The 24,139-nt window shown below is 60.2% G+C and carries 20 protein-coding genes, 4 tRNA genes and 4 pseudogenes; 25 read left to right on the forward strand and 3 right to left on the reverse strand.

The window, feature by feature from the left end; all coding sequences use genetic code 11:
* Window positions 1-11: 11 nt before the first annotated feature.
* Together fabF and IPP03_00665 are read left to right on the forward strand one after the other, a co-directional pair.
* Window positions 12-1,253 carry a beta-ketoacyl-ACP synthase II gene (fabF, locus tag IPP03_00660; GenBank protein ID MBL0351287.1) on the forward strand — a complete coding sequence of 414 codons (1,242 nt, stop codon included), beginning with the start codon at window positions 12-14 and terminating at the stop codon, window positions 1,251-1,253.
* A gap of 34 nt (window positions 1,254-1,287) precedes the next feature.
* Window positions 1,288-1,722 (forward strand): hypothetical protein, encoded by a 435-nt coding sequence (locus tag IPP03_00665; GenBank protein MBL0351288.1) that lies wholly within the window; start codon window positions 1,288-1,290, stop codon window positions 1,720-1,722.
* Here IPP03_00665 and nadB read toward each other — a convergent pair.
* A complete protein-coding gene (gene nadB, locus IPP03_00670; protein MBL0351289.1) occupies window positions 1,697-3,274 on the reverse strand; it encodes an L-aspartate oxidase in 1,578 nt (525 codons plus the stop codon). The two genes, IPP03_00665 and nadB, sit on opposite strands and share 26 nt — an antisense overlap.
* A gap of 173 nt (window positions 3,275-3,447) precedes the next feature.
* On the opposite strand from nadB, the gene rpoE reads away from it, so the two are divergent.
* The 14 genes and pseudogenes from rpoE to nagZ all read left to right on the forward strand — a co-directional run bounded on the left by rpoE (window position 3,448) and on the right by nagZ (window position 14,514).
* Entirely contained in the window at window positions 3,448-4,047 is a 600-nt protein-coding gene (gene rpoE / locus IPP03_00675; GenBank protein ID MBL0351290.1) for an RNA polymerase sigma factor RpoE, read from the forward strand.
* 3 nt (window positions 4,048-4,050) lie between these two features.
* Entirely contained in the window at window positions 4,051-4,491 is a 441-nt protein-coding gene (locus tag IPP03_00680) for a SoxR reducing system RseC family protein (GenBank protein MBL0351291.1), read from the forward strand.
* Between the two features lie 22 nt (window positions 4,492-4,513).
* Window positions 4,514-5,932: a DegQ family serine endoprotease gene (locus IPP03_00685; GenBank protein MBL0351292.1), complete on the forward strand. Its 1,419-nt coding sequence runs from the start codon at window positions 4,514-4,516 to the stop codon at window positions 5,930-5,932.
* Window positions 5,922-6,167, forward strand: a complete 246-nt coding sequence (locus IPP03_00690; GenBank protein ID MBL0351293.1) for a glutaredoxin family protein — start codon at window positions 5,922-5,924, stop codon at window positions 6,165-6,167. The genes IPP03_00685 and IPP03_00690 overlap by 11 nt, the downstream gene beginning before the upstream one ends.
* A gap of 60 nt (window positions 6,168-6,227) precedes the next feature.
* A pseudogene (lepA, locus tag IPP03_00695) lies at window positions 6,228-8,016 on the forward strand (elongation factor 4).
* A gap of 92 nt (window positions 8,017-8,108) precedes the next feature.
* Window positions 8,109-8,915 (forward strand): annotated as a pseudogene (locus tag IPP03_00700) (AAA family ATPase).
* Window positions 8,916-8,957: 42 nt separating this feature from the next.
* Window positions 8,958-9,731 carry a signal peptidase I gene (gene lepB / locus IPP03_00705; protein ID MBL0351294.1) on the forward strand — a complete coding sequence of 258 codons (774 nt, stop codon included), beginning with the start codon at window positions 8,958-8,960 and terminating at the stop codon, window positions 9,729-9,731.
* An 8-nt stretch (window positions 9,732-9,739) separates the two neighbouring features.
* Complete coding sequence (locus IPP03_00710) at window positions 9,740-10,090, forward strand: DUF4845 domain-containing protein (protein ID MBL0351295.1); 351 nt, start codon at window positions 9,740-9,742, stop codon at window positions 10,088-10,090.
* Window positions 10,091-10,100: 10 nt separating this feature from the next.
* Complete coding sequence (rnc, locus tag IPP03_00715) at window positions 10,101-10,769, forward strand: ribonuclease III (protein MBL0351296.1); 669 nt, start codon at window positions 10,101-10,103, stop codon at window positions 10,767-10,769.
* Complete coding sequence (gene era, locus IPP03_00720) at window positions 10,766-11,650, forward strand: GTPase Era (GenBank protein ID MBL0351297.1); 885 nt, start codon at window positions 10,766-10,768, stop codon at window positions 11,648-11,650. The genes rnc and era overlap by 4 nt, the downstream gene beginning before the upstream one ends.
* Entirely contained in the window at window positions 11,647-12,375 is a 729-nt protein-coding gene (gene recO / locus IPP03_00725; protein ID MBL0351298.1) for a DNA repair protein RecO, read from the forward strand. Before era ends, recO begins: the two co-directional genes overlap by 4 nt.
* The gene (locus IPP03_00730) at window positions 12,372-13,127 is read left to right on the forward strand and encodes a pyridoxine 5'-phosphate synthase (protein ID MBL0351299.1); all 756 of its coding nucleotides are present in this window, start codon (window positions 12,372-12,374) and stop codon (window positions 13,125-13,127) included. The genes recO and IPP03_00730 overlap by 4 nt, the downstream gene beginning before the upstream one ends.
* A complete protein-coding gene (locus IPP03_00735) occupies window positions 13,124-13,501 on the forward strand; it encodes a holo-ACP synthase (GenBank protein ID MBL0351300.1) in 378 nt (125 codons plus the stop codon). The genes IPP03_00730 and IPP03_00735 overlap by 4 nt, the downstream gene beginning before the upstream one ends.
* On the forward strand, window positions 13,498-14,514 hold the full coding sequence (gene nagZ, locus IPP03_00740) for a beta-N-acetylhexosaminidase (GenBank protein ID MBL0351301.1): 1,017 nt from the start codon (window positions 13,498-13,500) through the stop codon (window positions 14,512-14,514). The genes IPP03_00735 and nagZ overlap by 4 nt, the downstream gene beginning before the upstream one ends.
* Before the next feature lie 94 nt (window positions 14,515-14,608).
* Here nagZ and efp read toward each other — a convergent pair whose 3' ends face one another.
* Both efp and earP read right to left on the reverse strand, forming a co-directional pair.
* Complete coding sequence (gene efp / locus IPP03_00745; GenBank protein ID MBL0351302.1) at window positions 14,609-15,166, reverse strand: elongation factor P; 558 nt, start codon at window positions 15,164-15,166, stop codon at window positions 14,609-14,611.
* A 37-nt stretch (window positions 15,167-15,203) separates the two neighbouring features.
* Complete coding sequence (gene earP / locus IPP03_00750) at window positions 15,204-16,295, reverse strand: elongation factor P maturation arginine rhamnosyltransferase EarP (GenBank protein MBL0351303.1); 1,092 nt, start codon at window positions 16,293-16,295, stop codon at window positions 15,204-15,206.
* A gap of 15 nt (window positions 16,296-16,310) precedes the next feature.
* Here earP and IPP03_00755 point away from each other — a divergent pair, with 15 nt between their 5' ends.
* The 9 genes and pseudogenes from IPP03_00755 to IPP03_00795 all read left to right on the forward strand — a co-directional run bounded on the left by IPP03_00755 (window position 16,311) and on the right by IPP03_00795 (window position 24,098).
* A complete protein-coding gene (locus IPP03_00755) occupies window positions 16,311-16,958 on the forward strand; it encodes a uracil-DNA glycosylase (GenBank protein ID MBL0351304.1) in 648 nt (215 codons plus the stop codon).
* 12 nt (window positions 16,959-16,970) lie between these two features.
* Window positions 16,971-18,781 (forward strand): annotated as a pseudogene (gene uvrC, locus IPP03_00760) (excinuclease ABC subunit UvrC).
* Between the two features lie 4 nt (window positions 18,782-18,785).
* Window positions 18,786-19,364, forward strand: coding sequence for a CDP-diacylglycerol--glycerol-3-phosphate 3-phosphatidyltransferase (gene pgsA, locus IPP03_00765; GenBank protein MBL0351305.1), 579 nt, complete (start codon window positions 18,786-18,788; stop codon window positions 19,362-19,364).
* An 82-nt stretch (window positions 19,365-19,446) separates the two neighbouring features.
* A tRNA-Gly gene (locus IPP03_00770) sits at window positions 19,447-19,522 on the forward strand.
* A 60-nt stretch (window positions 19,523-19,582) separates the two neighbouring features.
* Window positions 19,583-19,656: transfer RNA gene (locus IPP03_00775), tRNA-Cys, on the forward strand.
* 7 nt (window positions 19,657-19,663) lie between these two features.
* Window positions 19,664-19,739, forward strand: a tRNA-Gly gene (locus IPP03_00780).
* 77 nt (window positions 19,740-19,816) lie between these two features.
* Window positions 19,817-19,902, forward strand: a tRNA-Leu gene (locus IPP03_00785).
* Window positions 19,903-20,164: 262 nt separating this feature from the next.
* A pseudogene (locus IPP03_00790) lies at window positions 20,165-23,895 on the forward strand (DUF3883 domain-containing protein).
* Window positions 23,892-24,098, forward strand: coding sequence for a DUF2281 domain-containing protein (locus IPP03_00795; GenBank protein ID MBL0351306.1), 207 nt, complete (start codon window positions 23,892-23,894; stop codon window positions 24,096-24,098). The pseudogene IPP03_00790 and the gene IPP03_00795 overlap by 4 nt, the downstream one beginning before the upstream one ends.
* Window positions 24,099-24,139 lie beyond the last annotated feature (41 nt).

Consider the following 24,139-nt stretch of genomic DNA (forward strand, 5'->3'; position numbering starts at 1 on the left):
CGGAGTTTACCTTGACACGTCGCAGAGTCGTCATCACCGGTCTGGGTCTGATTAGCCCGGTCGGAAACACTGTCGAAGAGGCTTGGCAGAACATTCTGGCTGGCCGTTCCGGCATTGCCCATGTCACCAAGTTCGATACCACCACCTTCCCGGTTCGGATTGCCGGCGAGGTCAGGAACTTTGACATCACCACCTATATTTCGGCCAAGGACGCGCGCCGGATGGATACTTTCATCCATTTTGGCATGGCGGCGGGGATTCAGGCGGTACGTGACGCCGGTCTTGACCAGGAAGGTTCCGCCGACCCGGAGCGTATTGGAGTTTCGATCGGTTCCGGCATCGGCGGCCTGCCTCTGATCGAGGTGACCAAGGACGATTACAATGCCGGCGGCGTCCGCAAGGTATCGCCCTTCTTTGTCCCCGGCTCGATCATTAACATGATCTCCGGCAATCTGTCGATCCTGTACGGCTTCAAAGGTCCGAACATTTCCTTGGTGACCGCGTGCTCGACAGGCACCCATTCAGTCGGCGAAGCCTCCCGTATCATCGAATATGGCGACGCCGACATTATGGTCGCCGGCGGCGCCGAATCGACCGTGTCACCGCTTGGCATGGGCGGATTCTGCTCTGCCCGCGCGTTGTCAACCCGTAACGATGACCCGACGACGGCCAGTCGGCCGTGGGACAAGGATCGTGACGGCTTCGTGCTCGGCGAAGGCGCTGGCTGCATGGTGCTAGAGGAGTACGAACACGCCCGGGCGCGTGGTGCCAGAATTTACGCCGAAGTTGCCGGTTATGGCATGAGCGCCGATGCCTACCACATGACACAGCCGGCCGAGAGCGGTGATGGTGCCCGGCGCTGCATGCTGGCAGCGCTCAAGAATGCCGGGCTGTCTCCTTCTGACATCCAGTATGTCAATGCCCACGGCACCTCGACACCGCTTGGCGACGTCGCCGAGACGATGGCGGTCAAGGCGGCTTTTGGCGATGCCGTCAAGAACGTGGTGGTCAATTCGACCAAGTCGATGACTGGCCACCTGCTCGGCGCAGCCGGCGGCATCGAGGCGGTCTTTACCACGCTGGCTATCCACAACCAGATCTCGCCGCCGACCATCAACATCTTCAACCAGGACGAGCGCTGCGACCTCGACTATTGCGCGAACAAGGCCCGCCCGATGAAAATCGATGCCGCGCTTTCGAACTCGTTCGGCTTTGGCGGTACCAACGGCACGGTTGCACTCAAGCGCATCTGATCTGACGGAAGGCGATGGCAGCCGGCGGGGAACCGTGCAGTTTCCGATAGTCGTCGGCCTGCGCCGTTCTCGTATCGTCGACGGCATCCTGCTTGTTTCGACCGTGATCGGCCTGCTTACGCTGGTATTTACAAACTGGTCTCTAGTCACTTCCTGCCTGCTCGCGGTCGCGACCACGATTGTGGCGTTCTTTGCGGCGCGGGCAATGAGCCCACAATTCCGGACCTTGCGCATCGATGAAAACGGACATATCAGTTGTCTGCCCTTCGGTGCCTCGGAATTTGCCCCTGTTCGCCTGTTGCCCGGTGCTACGGCGCATCCCTGGCTGACGGTCATGCGTCTTGCTCAGGTGGAGGGAACGTGGCTCATGGTAGTGGCACCTGATTCCGTCGCGCCCGAGGAATTCCGACGTCTGCGGGTCTGGTTGCGCTGGCATGGGCCAGTTAGCGACGGCTCCGACGATTTCTGAGAATCGTGCTTTTCGCATGCGGTAGCGTTTCCGGATAATCGCGTGAAAAGTGCAGGCCACGACTTTCCTTGCGCCGCATCGCGCAACGGATGATCAGGTCGGCGGTGACGACCAGATTGCGCAGTTCGATCAGGTCATGACTGACCCGGAAGTTGGCGTAGAACTCCTCGATTTCCCACTTCAGCAAGCGGATGCGATTCTGAGCGCGCTTGAGCCGTTTGGTGGTGCGGACGATGCCGACGTAGTCCCACATGAAGCGGCGCAACTCGTCCCAGTTGTGGGAAATGACCACTTCCTCGTCGGCATTGGTGACCCGGCTTTCATCCCAATGGGGTAACCGGGGAGGGCGGGCGGTCTTGCGGCTCAGGATATCGTTGACCGCAGCTTCGGCGAGAACCAGACATTCGAGCAGTGAGTTCGAGGCCAGTCGATTGGCCCCATGGAGACCGGTACATGAGGCTTCGCCGACGACATACAGGCTCTTGACGTCAGTGCGCCCGCGCAGGTCGCTGATAATGCCGCCGCAGGTGTAGTGGGCTGCGGGAACCACGGGAATCGGCTCACTGGCGATATCGATACCCAGTTCGAGGCAACGGGAATGGATATTCGGGAAATGCGCCCGGATGAATTCCGCGCCCTTGTGGGTAATGTCCAGATAGACGCAGTCCAGGCCGCGCTTCTTCATTTCGAAGTCGATGGCGCGGGCGACGATGTCACGCGGCGCGAGTTCGGCGCGTTCGTCATGGCTGGGCATGAAGCGGGTGCCGTCGGGCAGGCGGAGCAGGCCTCCTTCGCCGCGCACCGCTTCGGAAATCAGAAAGGACTTGGCCTGCGGGTGAAACAGGCATGTCGGGTGGAACTGGATGAATTCCATGTTGGCAACGCGGCAGCCGGCCCGCCAGGCCATGGCAATTCCGTCGCCGGTGGAGGTATCGGGGTTTGTCGGGTACAGGTAGACCTTGCCGGCGCCTCCGGTCGCGATCAGGGTATTGGAAGCGCTGATGGTGATGACATTTCCGTCATGATTATCGAGAACGTGCGCTCCGAAACAGCGGTTCTCGCCAGTACCCAGTTTTGTGCCGGTAATCAGGTCGATCGCGATATGATTTTCAAGGACCTTGATGTTGGGGGTGGCGCGGACTTGGCGCGTCAGCGTTCCCTGCACCGCCGATCCGGTTGCATCGGCAACGTGAATCACCCGACGCGCGCTGTGCCCCCCTTCGCGGGTCAGGTGGTATCCCGATTCATCCTCGGTGAAGGGAACGCCCTGGGCAATCAGCCATTCGATCGCACGGCGCCCGTTTTCGACGACGAACCGGGTCGCCTTCTCATCATTGAGCCAGGCGCCGGCGACCAGTGTGTCCCGGACATGCGCGTCGATCGAATCTTGACTATCGAGAACTGCTGCGATTCCGCCTTGCGCCCAGCCGGATGCAGAATCCTCGAGTCCGCGCTTGCTGACCAGCACTACCTGGCAATGCCTCGCCAGTCGGAGCGCGGCTGATTGTCCGGCCAGACCACTGCCGATGATTAGGACATCAAAATTGTGCAACGCTCTTCTCTGGCGAAATTGCTCGAAGCCAAATATAGCATGGCGAAAAAGATTCTTGCCGTTACAGATGGTCACAATTAATGGCAATTACGTATCCGCCTGAGTAATTTGGCTGGGATATACTCCATCTAACAAAGAGACCGGTGAAAACCTGACAGAGCATGCAAGAGCTTATGAGCGAGCGCGAAGTCGACCAGATACTGGTCCAGCGGGCGCAAGCTGGCGATCAAAGCGCCTTCGATCAGTTGGTGAGCAAGTATCAGCGCAAACTGGGACGCCTGCTTTCGCGATTCATTCGCGACTCCGCAGAAGTCGAGGATGTGACGCAGGAGGCCTTCATCAAGGCCTATCGTGCCTTGCCGTCATTTCGCGGCGACAGTGCGTTCTACACTTGGCTGTACCGAATCGGCATCAACACGGCCAAGAACTACCTGGTTGCCCAAGGCCGGCGCGCGCCAACGTCGACCCAGTTCGACAGCGAGGAAGCCGAGACCTTCGAGTCCGCTGATCAATTGCGCGACATCAATACCCCGGAAAGTCTTCTGATGTCGAAACAGATCGGCGAAACCGTCAACGCCGCCATCGATGCACTGCCCGAAGAGTTGCGCAGGGCGATCGTCTTGCGTGAAATTGACGGGCTGTCCTACGAGGAGATCGCCGAAATGATGGATTGTCCAATCGGCACCGTCCGCTCGCGAATCTTCCGCGCCCGTGAGGCGGTGGCGCTCAAATTGCGGCCCCTCCTCGATGTCGCGCCGGATCGCCGCTGGTAATCGATGAATTCCGAACTTAGCACGGTCCGTGCCGTCGTCCGTGAGGTCAATCAAGCCGGTACCCTGGTCGAGGTACAAGAGCAGAGAGGCTGCGGGCGCTGCCATGAACCGGGTGGCTGCGGCGGTCAGCAGTTGACCCAGATATTCTGTTCCACGCCGAAAACCTATCGCGTCGCCAACGCAATCGGAGCCGTGCTCGGTGATCGTGTGACAATAGCGATATCGGCGGGCAGCGTCCGGCGGAGCGCGAATTTGGCCTATGTTCTGCCGTTGACCGCAACCATCGCCGGCGCCATGCTCGGGATGCTTCTCGGAGACGATCCGGGCGCGATGCTTGGTGGCCTGGCCGGGTTGCTTGTCGCGTTTCTTCATGTTCGTCACCGTGCGGCAGCGGGCACTGGTTTTCCCGCAAATCATCCCCATATCGTTGCCCGTTCGTCTTAAACAATTCAGGAGGCACCCGCCAATGAAACGTTTTCTGGCTCTCTTGTCATTCGTTCTTGTTTCTTCAGTGGCGCTTGCGCAGACCCGCGGTCTGCCCGACTTCACCGATCTGGCCGAGAAACAGGGACCGGCCGTCGTCAATATCAGCACGACACAAGTAATGCGCGGCAACCAGGGGACGCCTTTTCCGTTCGACGAGAGCGACCCTGCTTTCGAGTTCTTCAAGCGCTTCATTCCCCGCGGACCGGGAGGCAGCACGCCGCGTGAGTTCGAAAACAAGTCGCTTGGGTCAGGCTTCATCGTGAGCCAGGACGGCTATATCCTGACCAATGCCCATGTCGTCGACGGCGCGGATGAAGTGACGGTTCGCCTGACCGACAAGCGCGAATTCAAGGCACGGACCATCGGTGCCGACAAACGCAGCGATGTCGCACTGATCAAGATCGAGGCGGCCGGGCTTCCCGCCGTAAGACTGGGCGACCCGGCACAATTGAAAGTGGGCGAATGGGTGGTTGCCATTGGTTCGCCGTTCGGTTTCGACAATTCGGTGACGGCGGGTATCGTTTCGGCCAAGGGCCGTTCATTGCCGCAGGAAAACTACGTCCCCTTCATTCAGACGGATGTCGCGATCAACCCCGGAAATTCCGGCGGCCCGTTGTTCAACATGCGCGGCGAGGTGGTCGGCATCAATTCACAGATTTACAGTCGCAGCGGCGGCTACATGGGCGTTTCGTTCGCCATTCCGATTGATGTGGCGATGGAAATTCAGAACCAGTTGCGTGTTTCGGGCAAAGTCAGCCGCGGTCGCCTCGGTGTCGTGATTCAGGAAGTCAGCAAGGAACTGGCGGAGTCACTCGCGCTGAGCAAGCCGATGGGCGCCGTCGTCAATGCGGTCGAAAAGGGCGGGCCGGCCGACAAGGCGGGACTTGAGCCGGGTGACGTCATCCTCAAGTTCGATGGCAAGCCGATCAATGCTTCCGCCGACCTCCCACGCATGGTGGGTGCAACCAAGCCGGGAACCCGATCGACGGTTCAGGTCTGGCGTAAAGGCGCAACCCGCGACATTACCGTAACCGTGGGCGAGATGAGCGACGAGAAGGTGGCTTCCAGTCGCCCTTCCCGTGGTGGCAAGCCCGCGGAACAGCAGGCCAATCGCCTCGGACTGGTGGTGACCGAACTGACCACGGAGCAAAAGCGCGACCTCAAGATGTCCTCAGGCCTGCTGATCCAGGATGTTCGCGGCGCCAACGCGCGGGCCGATCTGCGTGCCGGCGATATCATCATCGCGCTGATCAGCAAGGGGGCAACGACCGAAGTCACGACAGTCCAGCAATTCAACAAGCTGCTGGCGCAGTTCGAAAAGGGCAGCAACATCACGCTCCTGGTCCGCCGTGGCGAGATGCAGACTTTCGTGACCATCAAGGGTCTCAATGGCAATTGACCTGACGCTTCTCAGCCGGAGTTACTGCCACCTTTGTCAAGAGATGGAGGTGGCTTTGCGACCGCTGGCAGAAGAATTTGGCGCTTCGGTGACGGTTCTCGATGTCGATTCCGATCCCCAGCTCGAAGCCAGCTATGATGAGCTGGTACCCGTTCTGCTGCATGGTGAAAGCGAAATCTGCCATTACTTTCTGGACGAGGCCAAAACCCGTGAATATTTGGCTGGAATCCGCTAGAATCCGAGGTCTTCTGAACAAGGAAGGGCGCCGCAAAAGCGCCCTTTTTTAATCGCATCAATGGATCACATCCGCAATTTTTCCATAATCGCCCATATCGACCACGGCAAGTCGACGCTTGCCGATCGCATCATTCATCTCTGTGGCGGGCTATCGGACCGCGAGATGGAGGCCCAGGTGCTCGATTCGATGGATATCGAACGCGAGCGAGGCATCACCATCAAGGCCCAGACCGCGGCACTGCAATATAAGGCGCGTGACGGCAAGGTCACAATCTGAACCTGATCGATACGCCGGGGCACGTTGACTTCTCGTATGAGGTCTCGCGTTCATTGTCTGCCTGCGAAGGTGCTCTTCTGGTTGTCGACGCGTCGCAAGGTGTCGAGGCGCAGACCGTGGCCAACTGTTACACGGCGCTTGAACTCGACGTCGAGGTCATACCGGTGCTGAACAAGATCGACCTTCCCTCCGCGGACCCCGATAACGCGCGACAGGAGATCGAGGATGTGATCGGCATCGACGCAACCGACGCCGTCCTCGCGTCGGCCAAGACGGGCCGGGGGGTTGACGACATCCTCGAAGCGGTGATTGCCCGCATTCCGCCGCCCAGGGGCGATCCGGAAGGGCCGCTCAAGGCCTTGATAATCGACTCTTGGTTCGACAACTATGTCGGCGTCGTCATGCTGGTGCGTATGGTTGACGGCATTATGCGCCCGAAGGACAAGCTTCTTTTCATGGCGAGCGGCGCCCAGCAGCTATGTGAACAGGTCGGCGTATTTTCCCCGAAGTCGGTTTCGCGCGAGGCGCTGCGTGCCGGCGAAGTCGGGTTCGTCATTGCCGGGATCAAGGAATTGCAGGCGGCCAAGGTCGGCGACACGATCACCCGGGTTGACCGCAAGGCGAGCAAACCCTTGCCGGGGTTCAAGGAAATCAAGCCGCAGGTGTTCGCCGGGCTCTACCCGGTCGAGTCCAATCAGTACGACTCCCTGCGCGAATCACTGGAAAAGCTGAAACTTAATGATGCTTCGCTGCACTACGAACCCGAAGTCTCGCAGGCGCTCGGCTTCGGTTTCCGCTGCGGATTTCTGGGCCTGCTGCACATGGAAATCGTGCAGGAGCGCCTGGAGCGCGAATTCGATCAGGATCTGATCACCACCGCGCCGACGGTCGTCACGAGGTGGTCATGCACGACGGCTCGGTCGTCCAGGTCGAAAATCCGGCCAAGCTGCCGGAACTGAACAAGGTCGAGGAGGTGCGCGAGCCGATCATCACCGCCACGATCTTCGTGCCTCAGGATTATCTGGGTAACGTCATCACGCTGTGCAACCAGAAGCGTGGCAATCAGATCGACATGCATTACCACGGTCGACAGGTAAAGCTGGTTTACGAAATCCCGATGGCCGAAGTTGTGATGGACTTCTTCGACCGCCTGAAGTCGTGCTCGAAGGGCTACGCGTCGCTCGACTACGAGTTCAGGGAATACCGCGCGGCGGATGTGGTCAAGCTGGATATTCTCATCAACAACGAGAAGGTGGACGCCCTGTCGCTGATCGTGCATCGCGCCAACTCGCAATATCGCGGCCGTGAACTGGCGTCCAAGATGCGCGAACTGATTCCCCGTCAGATGTACGACGTGGCGATTCAGGCTGCGATCGGATCGCATATCGTTGCCCGCGAGAACGTCAAGGCGATGCGCAAGGACGTGCTGGCCAAGTGCTATGGCGGTGACATCACACGCAAGAGAAAACTTCTGGAAAAACAGAAGGCCGGCAAGAAACGCATGAAGCAGGTCGGCAGCGTGGAAATTCCGCAGGAGGCCTTCCTCGCCATCCTGCGTGTCGATAGCTGAGATTTCAACGAATGAATTTTGCCCTTATCCTCTTCGTGCTGACGGTCGTGACCGGTGTGCTCTATGCGGTCGACGTGCTGAAATTCCGGAAATTGCGTGAGCGGAAGTACGCGTCCTTTTATGGCTTGACCAGCAAGCCCTTCCTGGCAAACCCCGATGCGAAGTTCTATTTCGCCAGTGAGGCACATCTGCGCGCCACGGCGTATCTCGAGTACGGCATGCAGCAGAATGAAGGCTTTGTCGTCATTACCGGGGAATTGGGCACGGGCAAGACGACGATCATTCGCAGGATGCTCGATAGTCTCGATCCGGACAAGGTAATCGCGGCGCATCTCGTGAGTGCCCGGGGCGATGCCGACAACACCTTGCGTCTTGTCGGCGCCGCGTTCGGAATTCACACCAAGGGTGTCGAGAAATCCGACGTCCTGCAGTCCCTTGAAGCTTTCCTGATCGGCCTGACAAGTAAGGGCAAGTGCTGCCTGCTGATCGTAGACGAGGCGCAGAATCTGACTGTCAAGGCCGTCGAGGAATTGCGCACGCTTTCCAACTTTCAGTTCGGCAACCAGCCCCTGCTGCGTAGTTTTCTCGTCGCGCAACCCGAATTCCGTGAACTCCTGCAAAGTCCCCAATTGACGCAGTTCAGGCAGCGGATCATTGCCTCCTTCCACATCGAGCCGATGAGCGAGGCGGAGATGCGCGGCTACATCGAGCACCGGCTCAATAGCGCTGGCGCCAAAGGGTGTCCCACCTTCACTCCGGACAGTTTTGCGGCACTATTCAAGGCCACGAGCGGGATTCCCCGGCGTATCAATTCTCTTTGCGATCATTTGCTGCTGTTTGGCTATCTCAACAACAAGAAGGAATTCAGCGCCAGGGACGTCGAGGAGGTTGCCCGAAAAGCCACGGATACTCGAGGTTCATCATCGGGCAGGGCACAGAGCATAGAAAGCCGAACCTCCGGATCGGGATCGAAGCCGGCCCCGGCCGATCGGGATCTGGATGCGCAAGATGAGCACAGTCAAGCCAAGGAGCCGCTGTGGGTGGAATGGGGCGCCAGTTTCTTCCCGGTCATCCTGATTGTCTTCTTTCTGCGCTCCTTTCTTTTCGAGCCGTTCAAGATCCCCTCGGGATCCATGATTCCGACCTTGCAGATCGGAGACTTCATTCTCGTCAACAAGTTCATCTACGGCATCCGGCTGCCGGTGATCAACACGAAGATAATCGACATCAGTTCGCCGCAGCGGGGCGACGTGATGGTTTTCCGCTACCCGGAAGACCCGTCGCTCGACTACATCAAGCGCGTCATCGGGCTGCCGGGCGATACGGTTGCCTATCAGAACAAGCGTCTGAGCATCAACGGTGAGGCCGTCGAAACGACCAAGGTTCTCGACTACCATCATCCGGAACGCCTCTACTACTCGGAACAATATGTCGTTAGAATGGGCGATCTTGAGTACAGGTACCTGAACGACAGTGATGCGCCGGTGTTCATCCCCGATGCGAGCCGATTTCCGTATAGGGACAATTGCACCTACAACGCGGCCGGTGTCATCTGCAAGGTGCCCGCCGGGCATTACTTCATGATGGGCGATAACCGTGACAACAGCCGTGACAGTCGATTCTGGGGTTTTGTCCCAGAGCAGAACATTGTGGGCAAGGCATTCTTTATCTGGTTGAACCTGAGCAGTCCCAGCCGGATTGGTTCCTTCAAGTAGGAGAAAAAATGAAATATCAACGTGGGGTGGCTCTTTCGGGGCTCATTTTCTGGGGCATCGTGATAATGCTGGTGGCCGTGCTGGGGATGAAGGTAGTGCCGACAACGATCGAGTATTACAAGATTCTCAAGGATATCAAGGCAACGGTTAACAAGGTGGGTCCTGACGCGACGGTTGCCGACGTCAGAAAGACTTTCGACAATTTCGCCAATATCGATCAGCTCGACTTCACGCCGGAACAACTTGATATTTCCAAGGATCAAGGCAAGATCGTGGTCTCGTTCGACTACGACAAGCGTATCCCGTTGTTCGGCAACGTCAGTCTGATGATCAACTACAAAGGTTCGACTGCCGACTGAGCGCCAGGTGATTGACTTGTCGACGCTGGCGTCGTCGTTGCGGCATGTCTTCGCCGATCGCGAGTTGCTGCAGACTGCTGTGACACATCGCAGCTTCGGTAACCACAACAACGAGCGGCTCGAATTCATTGGTGACGGCGTTCTCAACTGCGTGATCGCCGTTGCACTCTTCAGGCGCTATCCGGATCTGGCTGAGGGCGAACTTTCGCGGTTGCGTGCGACCCTGGTTTGTCAGGATGCGCTGCACAGGCTGGCCGTCACGCTGAATCTCGGCGGTTACCTGCGTCTGGGCGAGGGCGAACTGAAAAGTGGCGGCAACCAACGGCCATCAATACTTGCGGATACGCTGGAGGCGCTGATCGGAGCCGTCTATCTCGATGGTGGTTTCGAAGCGGCGCAAGCGGTCATCGCTCGCCTTTACGTCCCGTTGTTTGACGAACTGACGCCGGGGCAACCGAACAAGGATGCCAAGACATGCCTGCAGGAATGGTTGCAGGGGCGGAAAAAGCCGCTTCCACGCTATCAACTCATTGCAACCAGCGGCGCGGCTCATGAACAACGCTTCGAGGTCGCCTGCGAAATTGCAAATCCCGCCATGCGCACCATCGGACAGGGTGGCAGCCGCCGTCTGGCCGAGCAGGCCGCTGCCGACAACGCACTGAAAGCACTCAAGGCATGAAGAAGATCCGTTCCGGGTACATTGCCATCGTTGGCCGTCCCAACGTCGGCAAGTCAACGCTGCTCAACCATCTTGTCGGTGAGAAGATCAGTATCGTCTCGCGCAAGGCGCAAACCACCCGGCACCGAATCACCGGGATCGTCACCAACGACGATGCGCAATACGTTTTCGTCGATACGCCTGGCTTCCAGACCAGGTTTGCCAATGCCCTGAACCGGACAATGAATCGCGGCGTGACGCAGACACTGAGCGACGTCGATCTGGTGCTCTTCGTCATCGAGGCCGGCCGCTATGACGCCAAGGATCAGGCGGTGGTCAGGTTGTTGCCCAAGGACCGGCCGGTCATTCTGGTCATCAACAAGACCGACCAGTTGAAGGATCGAACAGCACTGCTGCCATTCATCGCTCAGGTCTCCGCGGAGCACGATTACGCTGCGGTGGTGCCGATCAGCGCGACCCGGGGTCGCCAGACCGCGGAACTGCTTGCCGAAGCACGCAAGCATCTGCCCAACGAAGGGTTGATGTTCCCGGAGGACGATCTGACCGACAAGAGCGAGCGCTTTCTTGCCGCCGAATACGTCCGGGAAAAGGTTTTCCGCCTCGTCGGCGACGAACTGCCCTATGCGACGACGGTCGAGATCGAGAAATTTGAAATCGAAGGCAATCTGCGGCGGATTTTCGCTGCAATCGTCGTCGACCGCGACAGCCACAAGGCGATCATTATCGGCAAGGGCGGCGAATCGCTCAAGCGGATCGCCAGTGAGGCCCGTCAGGACATGGAGCGCCTGTTCGGCGGCAAGGTCTATCTCGAGGTGTGGGTCAAGGTCAAATCCGGCTGGAACGACGACGAGCGCCTGCTGAAGAGCCTTGGTTACGAATGAATCTGCGCGGCAAAGTCGATGGCCAGCCAGCCTACGTCTTGCATGCATACCCGTTCCGGGAAACCAGTCTCATCGTCGAAGTGTTCTCCCGTGACTTCGGCCGCATGGCGCTGCTGGCACGCGGGGCGCGCCGCCCACGCTCGGCGATTCGCGGCCTGTTGATGGCGTTTCAGCCTCTTGAACTGGGCTGGGCCGGCAAGGGCGAAGTTCTCACCCTGATGAAGGCCGAATGGCAGGGCGGCCAACCCTTGCTGGCTGGCGCAGCCCTATTCTGTGGGTATTACCTCAACGAATTGCTGATGCACCTGCTGCCGCGCGAGGATGCCCACGAAAATCTCTTCGAGCGCTACACGGAAATGGTTTCGCGCCTGGCCGAGGATGCTGGCACCGGGGAGCGCGAGGCCGATCTGCGCCGCTTCGAGAAAGCGCTGTTGCAGGAACTTGGCTACGGACTGACCCTGAATCATGACAGCAGCGGCAAGGAAATCATTCCCGCAGCCCATTATACGTACCGCATGGAACAGGGCCCGGTCCGGCTGGAACATGCGGGTGCCGCCACCCAGGTGGTCAGCGGCAAGACCTTGCTCGATCTTGCGGCCGAGGATTTCTCGGATCCGCGATCGCGCGGCGAGGCCAAGCAACTGATGCGCACGCTGATGGCTTATTATCTTGGCGGCAAGGAGCTGGAAACGCGCAGGATATTCAAGGAGTTGCAGGAGTCATGATCGAACTCGGGGTCAATATCGACCATATCGCCACGCTGCGTCAGGCGCGCCGCACTTACGAACCTGACCCTGTCTGGGCCGCGGTCGAGGCTCATCTCGGCGGTGCCGACGGTATTACAGTTCATCTGCGTGAGGATCGACGTCACATTCAGGATGCGGATGTCCGTCGACTGCGCGATCTGACGCAGATCAAGCTCAATCTTGAAATGGCGGCGACCGATGAAATGGTCGGCATTGCCTGCGCGCTGAAACCGGAAATGGCGATGCTGGTGCCGGAAGGCCGTCATGAGGTGACCACCGAAGGCGGGCTCGATATCCTGGGTCAGGAAGCACGGCTGACCGATGTCATTGCCCGTCTCGCTGATGTTGGCATCATGACCAGCGTCTTCATCGATGCCGAGATTCCACAGATCGAGGCGGCGGCACGCATCGGTGCCCGCGTCTGTGAAATCCACACCGGACCCTACGCCCATGCCTTCCACGCCATGGGCCGCGACTTCGAAGCCCCGGCCGTCGTCGCCGAACTGGGCAAGATCCGTCAAGCAGGTCAGCGCGTTGGCAAGCTTGGCATGCGCTTCAATGCCGGCCATGCGCTCAATTACTACAACGTCCAGGCGGTCGCCCGGCTGGCCGGGGTGCGCGAACTGCACATTGGCCACGCCATCGTCAGCCGTGCCGTTTTTGTCGGGTTGCGCGAAGCGGTGCGTGAAATGAAGCAGTTGATGCGCGAAGCCGCCGAGCGCGGCGAATGATCCACGGCATCGGCACCGACATCGTTGCGGTGAAGCGCCTGCAAGGGATGTGGGAGCGGCATGGCGAAAGAGTGCTGGAAAAGCTGCTCGCGCCGCAAGAACTCGCGGAGTTCGCGGAGGCCGCCGCCAAGGCACGTTTTCTCGCCAAGCGCTTTGCGGCCAAGGAGGCGTTCTGCAAGGCGCTGGGCACCGGCGTGCGCCCGCCGGCTGTCCTGCCGGCCATTGCCGTCGCTCACGACAAACTTGGCAAGCCCATCCTCGCCTTCCGCGGTCAACTGGCTGAAATGATCGAAAACCAGGGACTTTCGGTTCACCTTTCGCTGAGCGATGAGGCGGAATACGCCATCGCCTATGTCATCGTGGAACGCCGATGAAACAACTCGCTTTCGGTCCGCTGATGATCGACATCGCCGGTACCCGACTCGCCGACCTCGATCGTGAGCGCCTCTGCCACCCGCTGGTTGGCGGGATCATCCTGTTCTCCCGGAACTACGAGAATCCCGAGCAACTGGAAGCACTGACCAGTGAAATCCACGCGCTGCGCAGCCCGTTCCTGATCGCTGTCGATCATGAAGGGGGCAGGGTGCAGCGCTTTCGCGATGGATTCACCAGGCTGCCAGCGATGGCTACCCTCGGACAACTGTGGGATCGACAACCCGAAGCCGCACGCGACGCAGCCCGCCATGTGGGCTATGTCCTCGCCGCCGAACTGCGCTCGCGCGGCGTCGATTACTCGTTTACGCCGGTCCTCGACCTCGACTACGGACCGTCGCGGGTCATCGGCGATCGCGCCTTGCATCGCCAGCCGGGTGCCGTCATCGCGCTGGCCCGAGCGCTGACCGCCGGCCTGCGTGAGGGCGGGATGGGCAACTGCGGCAAGCATTTCCCCGGACATGGTTACGTCATTCCCGACTCGCACGTTGAGCTTCCGGTTGATGACCGCAGCCTCGAGGCAATGCAGGACGACCTGCTTCCTTATCGCGAAGTCAACCTCGACGCGGTAATGGCCGCACACGTAATCTACAACTGTATGGATTGTAATACGGCTGTTTTTTCAAATAGATGGATAGAATATCTAAGAAACAACATTAAATTTAACGGCGTCGTTTTCACGGACGATCTCTCGATGCAAGGCGCCGGAGTGGTCGGTGGCATGCGCGATCGGGTCGATATGGCTTATCGTGCCGGTTGCGACATGTTGCTCGTGTGCAATTCCCCGGATGCGGTGGGCGAGGTCCTGGCTGACTGGCATCCGGAAGTCGATCCGACCAGAGGCAGGCGGGTCGAAGCCTTGTTGCCGAAGTTGCCAGCAATGGACTGGCAGGCGCTTCAGTCGGACCCGCGCTATCGCGCGGCGCGGGATGCCATTGGGCGATTGATGACCTGATCCACGAGGGATGTGCCGTCACCGGCAGATCCGGTGCTATAAATAAAAACGGGCAGCCGAAGCCGCCCGATCCACGCAACTCAAAGGTCGCTGATTACTTGGCGCGGCTCTTGTACTCGTCGGTCCGGGTATCGATCTCGATCTTGTCACCGATGCTGATGAAGGCCGGAACCGGCAATTCGAAGCCAGTGGTCAGGCGCGCTGGCTTCAATACCTTTCCAGAGGTGTCGCCCTTGACCGCGGGTTCGGTGTAAACGACTTCGCGGACCACGCTGTTCGGCAGTTCGACGGAAATCGCCTTACCGTCGTAGAAGACCACTTCGCAGGCCAGACCGTCCTCAAGATATTTGAGCGCGTCGACCATGTTTTCCGCTTCAACCTCGAACGGGTTGTACTCGGCGTCCATGAATACGTACATCGGATCGGCGAAGTAGGAATAAGTTACTTCCTTTTTCTCGAGGACGACCACCTCGAACTTGTCGTCGGCCCTGTAGACCGCTTCCGAAGCGGCGCCGCTCAAGAGGTTCTTGAGCTTCATCTTGACCACCGACGCATTTCGGCCGGATTTGCTGTACTCGGTCTTCTGAACGACAAGCGGGTTGGAACCAACCATGATGACGTTTCCTGAGCGGAGTTCCTGTGCGGTTTTCATTCGAAATTTCCAAATGCCGAAAAAAGTAAACTCAGAATTATACCTTGGTGGCACAGAACTTGACGAGGTCTGTGCACAGGTCGGGGCGCTCGGCAAGACCCTGGCTCCAGCGGCGGGTGTGTGCGGTGATTTCCATCCTCGCCGCGAGAAAATCCGCCCAGGCGCGACGAAGGTTGTCGGCTGAATTCCATGCCTTGAACAGGTTGACCGCGGCAGTCGCCGCGAGATGGTTCATCCCGGCGGTGTAGCGCCCGAGAAAGGCATCCAGCTTGACCAGATGGGCGCCGGCTTCCTGGACGTAAGGCTGCCAAACAAACGCCTTGCCGGCCCATTGCGCACGGATGAATGAATCTTCGCCGCGAACGAAATTGATGTCGCAGCGCCACAGCAATTTATCGTACTCATCGAGCGGCAGAGGGTCGAACGGAATCACGCGCAACTCGCCGAACTGCCACGGGCCGTTTCCACCGCAATGCGCCTGGACGGCGGTCAGCGGCTTGCCCGACGCGACATGGACGCGAACCGGACTCGGTGAGCCAGTCATTACCTCCAGCAGTTCGCCCACCGGGGCGTTGTCGTAACAGAACAGACTGATATCGATGCCCTCGCGAGGAGGGCGGCACTTGGCGGCGGCATCGCGTCTCGCGAGCAGGTCGTTCTCGCGCAACAGCCCCCCCGTGGCAGCCGAAAAACCCGGAAAGTAGAAATATTTGGTCAGCGGGAGGGTGGGGTGGGGTGAAGCCATGCCGTGGCAGCCTTCGATCCACGATTCGGCGGAAAGGTATTCGAGATTGATCCAGCAAGGCCCGGTCGCCGCCTGCGCCATCGCCCGCAGGTAGCCTTCCGGAAGCTTGCAGCCGAAACCCTCGATAATCACCTCGCCGACGCGGTCGACCGCAACATTCCCGGCCCAGCGATGAATTTCGACACCCTGGCAAAGCTGTCTGTCCTTTGCGACATCGACGGCAGGGCACAGCGGCCGCAGGCTGTCCACGTCGTCGAGCCACAGTCTCACCTGCTTGCCATGTTCCGCAGCCAGTTGCCGGGCGAGCCGCCAGCAGACGCCGATATCGCCGTGATTGTCGACAACGTGGCAGAAGATGTCCCAATGAAGCTGCATGGGCGGCATGCTACCATCGCCGTCATGTCGTCATTCCGCGATCCGCAGGACTGTATCGCCTGCCCGCGTCTGGCAGAGCACCTCGCCACCATCCGCCGGCGCGATCCGGACTGGCACGCGCTGCCGGTCCCGGCCTTCGGCCCGCTGGACGCAGAACTGCTCGTGGTCGGGCTCGGTCCGGGCGAAAAGGGAGCCAACCGTACCGGTCGTCCCTTTACGGGTGACGTCGCCGGTGAATTGCTCTATCCGGCGCTGCACCGCTTCGGCTTCGCCACTGACCCCGCGCCGCTCGGGCCGGACAAACGGGCCAATCCGGCGATGCGGCTGGTCAACTCCAGGATCACCAATGCCGTGCGCTGCCTGCCACCTGCCAACAAGCCGACGACCGCCGAGATCCACGAATGCAATGGCCACCTCAAGGCAGAGCTGGCCGCCATGCCGTGCCTTAAGGTCATCGTCGCCCTCGGTACCATTGCCCATCAGGCGGTACTTCGCGCCTACGGCCTCAAGCCGGCAAACTACCGGTTTGCTCACAATCTCGACCATGTCTTGCCGGATGGCCGCCTGCTGGTCGATAGCTACCACTGCAGCGGCTACAACTGGCGTACGGGGCGCCTGTCGCGAGACAGCTTTGAAGCCGTCTTCGCCGGTGTCAAGGCGCGACTCGGGTAATCCGGAAGCGGCATGAGTTTCGACGCCCGCGAGTTCCTCGCCTCGCTGACCGAGTTGCCCGGGGTCTACCGGATGCTCGATGCCGGTGGCGCCGTACTCTACGTTGGCAAGGCGAAGAATCTCAAGAAGCGGGTTTCATCCTACTTTCGGGAAAACCTGTCGAGTCCGCGCATCGCGCACATGGTCAGTCAGATCGCAGCCATCGAAACCACGTCGACGCGCACCGAGGCGGAAGCGCTGCTGCTCGAGAACAACCTGATCAAGTCGTTGTCGCCACGCTACAACATCCTGTTTCGCGACGACAAGTCCTATCCCTACATCGTGCTCACCAGGGACGAGTTTCCCCGGCTCGGCTTCTTTCGCGGTAATCCGGATCGCAGGGCAGACTATTTCGGTCCCTATCCTTCCTCATGGGCCATCCGCGACAGCATCCATCTGTTGCAGAAAATGTTCCGGCTGCGGACCTGCGAGGATTCGGTGTTCGCCAATCGCTCACGCCCCTGTCTGCTCTACCAGATCAAGCGCTGCAGCGGGCCGTGCGTCAGGCACGTCAACCCCGAAGACTATGCGGCGGACGTTCAATTGGCGTCGATGTTCCTTCTCGGCCGCCAACAGGAGGTCACCGGGCGCCTGACAAAAGCGATGGAGGCGGCATCGGCGAGGCTCGCGTTCGAGCAGGCGGCGGTCTACGGGATCAAATCCAGTCCCTGCGCCAAATTCAGGAAAAGCAATATGTTTCCAGCAGCAAGGGCGAGGACATCGACATCATTGTTGCCCAGCGCGAAAGCGGGCAGCTTTGCGTCAATCTGGCCATGGTCAGGGGGGGCAGGCATCTGGGCGACCGCCCCCAATTTCCGGTCAATGCCGGCGACTGCTCAACGGCCGAGGCCGTCGCGGCATTCATCCGGCAGCACTATGCCGCCCACCCGGCACCCGCCAGAATAATCGCGCTGCCGTTGCCGGAAAAGAGGAGGAGGGAGCGATGTCGGTCAACTGCTTGCCGAACTGGCCGGGCGGGCGGTGCCCGTCATCGAGGCACGTTCGGTGCTGCACCGGGCGTGGGCCGACATGGCGGTGCAGAACGCCCGGCTGGCGATCATCGCCCGGAATCAGGCGTCGGCCCAGCAGGAAGGACGCATGCTGGCCCTGCGGCAGGTTCTGGCGTTGCCGGACGCGATCCAGCGCATTGAATGTTTTGACATCAGCCATACGCAGGGAGAGGCCACCGTTGCGTCCTGCGTGGTCTACCAGGGAAACACCATGAAAAAGGCAGACTACCGGCGCTTCAACATCCGCAACATCGAGCCCGGCGACGATTATGCCGCCATGCGCCAGGCCGTCAGCCGGCGTTACGAACGCGTGGCTGGTGGCGAAGGAATGGCGCCGGACCTGATCCTGATCGACGGTGGCAAGGGGCAGGTCGCTTGTGCGCATGCTGCGCTCGCGGAACTTGGACTGGGAGAACTGGCGATGATCGGGTCGCCAAGGGCGAGGGGAGAAAGCCCGGACTGGAAACGCTGGTTTTCCCGGATGCCCGCGAACCGTTACAATTGCCGCCGGAACACCCGGCACTGCACCTGATCCAGGAGATCCGCGACGAAGCTCACCGCTTTGCCATCACCGGCCATCGGGCACGGCGCGGCAAGGCCAGAAAGAGTTCGCGGCTGGAGGATCTCCCGGGTATCGGCCCAGCCCGTCGCAAGGCACTCGTTGCGCGTTTTGGCGGCCTGGCCGGGGTACTCGCAGCAACGCCGGATCAACTGGCCGAAGTAACCGGGATCAGCCGGGAACAAGCCGAAAAGATTTACGCAGCCTTACACTGAGCCAATGCCTTTCAATCTGCCCATCCTGCTGACCTGGCTGCGCATCGTCGCGATACCGCTGCTGATAGCGGTCTACTATCTGCCCGACGGCTGGGTTGCGGCCCATGAGCGCGATGTGGTGACGACCTCCCTGTTCATTGCCGCGGCCATTACCGACTGGGCCGACGGGTTCCTGGCGCGCAGGTTGAACCAGACTTCGGCGTTCGGGGCTTTTCTTGACCCGGTCGCCGACAAGTTGATGGTCGCGGCAGCCCTGATCATCCTGGTTCAGTTGGGGCGCGCAGATGCGATCGTCGCCGCAATCATCATCGGGCGCGAGATCACCATCTCGGCGCTACGCGAATGGATGGCCAGGATTGGCGCCGCCAGGAGCGTAGCGGTATCGATGCTGGGAAAGATCAAGACCGCGGCGCAGATGGTCGCGATTCCGATGCTGCTCTACTATGATGAATTCCTGGGCATCGACAGCCGGCTTCTGGGAAACTGGCTGATCTGGATCGCCGCGCTGCTGACGTTGTGGTCCATGGGCTACTACCTGCGGATGGCCTGGCCGGAAATCGCGGCGCACAGTGAAGATAAATAGCCGTCTGCAAATGGCCATCTCGAATGAGCGCCTCAGCGTTGACAATTCGTTGGCAGCACCTATAATGCCCGCTCGGTTTAGCGCGGCAGTAGCTCAGTTGGTAGAGCGATACCTTGCCAAGGTATAGGTCGAGAGTTCGAGACTCTTCTGCCGCTCCAGTTTTTTGAGGGAAAGCGCGGCTTTCTCTTTTTAGTTACGAAGACATCGGTTTCAAGCGGGGCGCGATAGCAAAGCGGTTATGCACCGGATTGCAAATCCGTGTAGGTCAGTTCGACTCCGGCTCGCGCCTCCATGAATTTGCGGCAGTAGCTCAGTTGGTAGAGCGATACCTTGCCAAGGTATAGGTCGAGAGTTCGAGACTCTTCTGCCGCTCCACAAGAAAATCAAGAAAGAGGGAGAGCGACCGTCGCTTTCCCTTTTTTGCGTCCGTCACTCGCTATAATCGGCAAGCGGCCCGGGTGGTGAAATTGGTAGACACAAGAGACTTAAAATCTCTCGGCCTTTGGCTGTACGGGTTCGACCCCCGTCCCGGGCACCATCCAGTAGTCTTGCGAAGTCCACCTAACCCGCCCGAGTGCGGGTTTTTTGTCGGCTTTCTCTTTAACAAAGATGCCGGTGACTGTCTCCTGGCGTTCAAGGGCAACCATCGGAAACCGGCGGAAAGGCTGGTTACTCTGGAGGCCCCTTGAGTCTTTACTTGCATTCACATGAACTGTGCATGAATTCTTTGCTCTTGGCCGGCCAGTGCCTGACAATACAGAATCTGCCTCGACGCGAAGAAGAAAGACAAAAACTCACCGATGATGACGCTCGAACAACTCCAGCCGAACGCCGCCGTGCGCGGCATCGTCCCCGATGCGCTGGTCACGGTCGTCAGCGTCCAGTGGTTTGGCTCCGCGGCGCTGACCCTGATCTACCGTACCGCCGCCGGTCAATTGGCTGACCGGGTGCTCTATCGCGACGACGAGCCGCATCTCGAAATTGTCGAACAGGGCAGGCCGTGGAGTTTCGACGGCGACGGGGCGCTGTTCCGCCTGGTCTCCGAAGCCCAGCGCATCCGCCTCGCGCACCTGTTCGATCCGGTGCTGGCGGTGCATACCTCCATCGTCGATCCGCTGCCGCACCAGATCACCGCCGTCTATGAGCAGATGCTGCCGCGCCAGCCGCTGCGTTTTCTACTCGCCGACGATCCCGGCGCCGGCAAGACCATCATGGCCGGGCTACTCATCAAGGAACTGATTGCGCGCGGCGACCTGCAACGCTGCCTGATCGTCTGCCCCGGCAGCCTCGCCGAACAGTGGCAGGACGAACTCGACCAACGCTTCCATCTGCCCTTCGAGATTCTGACCAACGACAAGCTGGAGGCGGCGCGCACCGGCAACTGGTTTCTCGAGACCAATCTCGTCATCGCCCGCCTCGACAAGCTCTCGCGCAACGAGGAAGTGCAGCAGAAACTGCAAGCCCCCGATTGCCGCTGGGATCTGGTGGTCTGCGACGAAGCCCACAAGATGTCGGCCACCGTGTTTGGCGGTGAGGTCAAATACACCAAGCGCTACCGGCTGGGCCAACTGCTGTCGACGCTGACCAGACACTTCCTGCTCATGTCGGCTACGCCGCACAACGGCAAGGAAGAAGACTTCCAGCTTTTCATGGCGCTGCTCGATGGCGACCGCTTCGAGGGCAGGTTCCGCGACGGCGTGCATACGGCCGACGTTTCCGATCTGATGCGCCGCATGGTCAAGGAAAGCCTGCTCAAGTTCGACGGCACGCCGCTGTTTCCCGAGCGCATCGCCTACACCGTGCCCTACAAGCTCTCGCTGGCTGAAGCCGTGCTTTACAAGGCCGTGACCGACTACGTGCGCGACGAATTCAACCGCGCCGAGGCGCTGGCGAACGACAAGCGCGCCGGCACCGTCGGCTTTGCCCTCACCATCCTGCAACGCCGTCTGGCCTCATCGCCCGAAGCCATTTACCAATCGCTGCGCCGCCGCCGCGAACGCTTGGAAAGCCGGCTGCGCGAACTGGAAGTGCTCCAGCGCGGTGGCCAGGCCGCACCCATCCTCGCAGCCTCGTTGCCTGTCCTCGATGCCGAAGACGTAGAAGACCTCGACGAAGCCCCCGACAACGAAGTCGAAGCCGTCGAAGAGGAAATTCTCGATCAGGCTACTGCCGCGCGTTCCATTGCCGAGTTGCACATGGAAATCGAAACGCTCAAGGGTCTCGAATCCAGCGCCCTGAGCGTCCGCCGTAGCGGCAACGATACCAAATGGATGCAACTCTCCAGCCTGCTCGGTGAAATTTTCACCGCCGCCCATCGTGTCGCCGAGCCCGCCGCCCCCTACGGCGCCGGCAAGATTCCGCCGCACACCCCATCGCCGCACCAGAAACTCGTCATCTTCACCGAGCACCGCGACACCCTCAACTATCTGCAAGACCGCATCACCAGCTTCCTCGGGCGTGCGGAGGCTGTCGTCATCATTCATGGCGGGGTCGGGCGCGAAGAGCGGCTCAAGGTTCAGGAATCCTTCAAGCACGACCCCGAGGTGCAGGTGCTGCTCGCCACCGATGCCGCCGGCGAAGGCATCAACCTCCAGCGCGCCCACCTGATGGTCAATTACGACCTGCCGTGGAACCCCAACCGGATCGAGCAACGTTTCGGCCGCATCCACCGCATCGGCCAGACCGAAGTCTGTCACCTGTGGAACCTGGTCGCCGAAGAAACCCGCGAGGGCGATGTCTACCGCAGGCTGCTGGAAAAGCTCGAACAGGCGCGCCAGGCGCTGGGCGGGCAGGTCTTCGACGTGCTCGGCAAACTCCAGTTCGAGGGCAAGTCCCTGCGCGAACTGCTGATCGAAGCCATCCGCCACGGCGAAAAACCGGAAGTCATGGCCTTCCTCACCACCGTGCTCGACACCACGCTCGACCGCGAGCACCTGCAAAACCTGCTCGAAGAGCGGGTTCTGGCGCACGACGCCATGGACGCCAGCAGAGTGCAGCGTATCCGCGCCGACATGGAACGTGCCGACGCCCGCCGCCTGCAACCGCATTACATCGAATCCTTCTTCCCCGAAGCCTTCAAGCGCCTCGGTGGCGCCGCCAAACAGCGCGAAACCCGGCGCTATGAAGTCACCCATGTGCCGGCCCCGGTGCGCAACCGCGACCGCCTTATCGGCATCGGCAAACCGGTGCTGCCACGCTACGAGCGCATCGCCTTCGAGAAATCATTGGTCGCCCCGCAGGCCAGCCGCTCGCCGCTTTCGTCTGCCCCGGCCACCCCCTGCTCGATTCCGTCATCGACCTGACACTCGAGCGCAACCGTGATCTGCTCAAGCGCGGCACCGCGCTGGTCGACGAGCGCGACCCCGGCACCGCCCCGCGCGTCGTGTTCTACCTGGAACACACCATTCAGGACGCCGGCCTGACCCGCGTCGGCGAGCGCCGCGTCGTCTCCAAGCGCATGTTGCACGTGGAAATGGACGCCGCCGGCACGGCCCGCCATATTCACTACGCCCCCTATCTCGACTACCGTCCGCTGGCCGCTGGCGAACCGGGCATCGACGCACTGCTCGACCGCCCCGAATGCCAGTGGATCAGCCGCGAACTGGAGCACAAGGCGCAGGGCTACGCCATCGCCCATGTCGTCCCTGAGCACCTGGCCGAAGTCAAAGGCCACAAACTCGGCCTCATCGCCAAGACCGAAGCCGCGGTCAAGGACCGGCTGACCAAGGAAATCACCTACTGGGACCACCGTGCCGAAGAAATCAAGCTGCAGGAAGCCGCCGGCAAGCCCAATGCCCGGCTCAATTCGGGCGAAGCGCGCAAGCGTGCCGACCTCCTGCAAGGCCGGCTGCAAAAGCGCCTCGAAGGCCTCAAGCTGGAGGCGCAGATTTCACCGCTGCCGCCGGTCATCCTCGGTGGCCTGCTGGTCGTGCCCATCGGCCTGATTCGAGCCATGACCGGGCAGTCGACCGCACCCATCGACACCCAGGCCAGTGCCGCCCGCGCCCGCGCCGTCATCATGGACATCGAGCGCGGCCTTGGCTTCGAGCCGATCGACCGCGAGTTCGAAAAGCTCGGCTACGACATCGAAAGCCGCATCTCCGGCAGTGGCAGGCTGCGCTTCATCGAAGTCAAGGGTCGCGTCTCCGGCGCGCCGACCATCACCGTCACCAGGAACGAGATTCTCTATTCGCTCAACAAGCCCGACGACTTCATCCTCGCCATTGTCGAATTTTTCGACGCCGACACCCACAAGGTGCATTACCTGCGCCAACCATTCAACCGCGAGCCGGATTTTGGCGTCACCAGCGTCAATTACGATTTTGCCGGACTGCTGGCGCGTGCCGAGGGCACCGCGATGAACGTAAAGACAGAGGTCGCCGATGAAGCCACCGCATTCGCTACAGAATATTTGCATGGCCTCGAATCGACATTGACAGAATGGACCGATTTGCACGACGAGACGGCATACTGCGCCCTGGCTGAAGATATCGCCGACGAGGAACCCCTCGCTACAGAAGAAAACTCATGACCCACGCCGAAGTGGTCTATCAACACCTCAAGCAACTGCCCGAATCGGTCGCTGCCGAAGTCTTTGCTTTCGTGCAGTTTCTCGAACAAAGACTCGATCCCGCTGAATCCGGGCTGCCGCGGCAGCCCGGTAGCGCCAAAGGACTGGTCTGGATGGCCGACGCCTTTGATGCAGCGCTTGGCGGCTTCAAGGGCTATCAATGAAACTGCTGCTCGATACCCATGCTTTTCTCTGGTGGATCGGC

Source organism: Candidatus Dechloromonas phosphoritropha, from assembly GCA_016722705.1.
GTDB classification, from domain to species: Bacteria; Pseudomonadota; Gammaproteobacteria; order Burkholderiales; family Rhodocyclaceae; genus Azonexus; species Azonexus phosphoritrophus.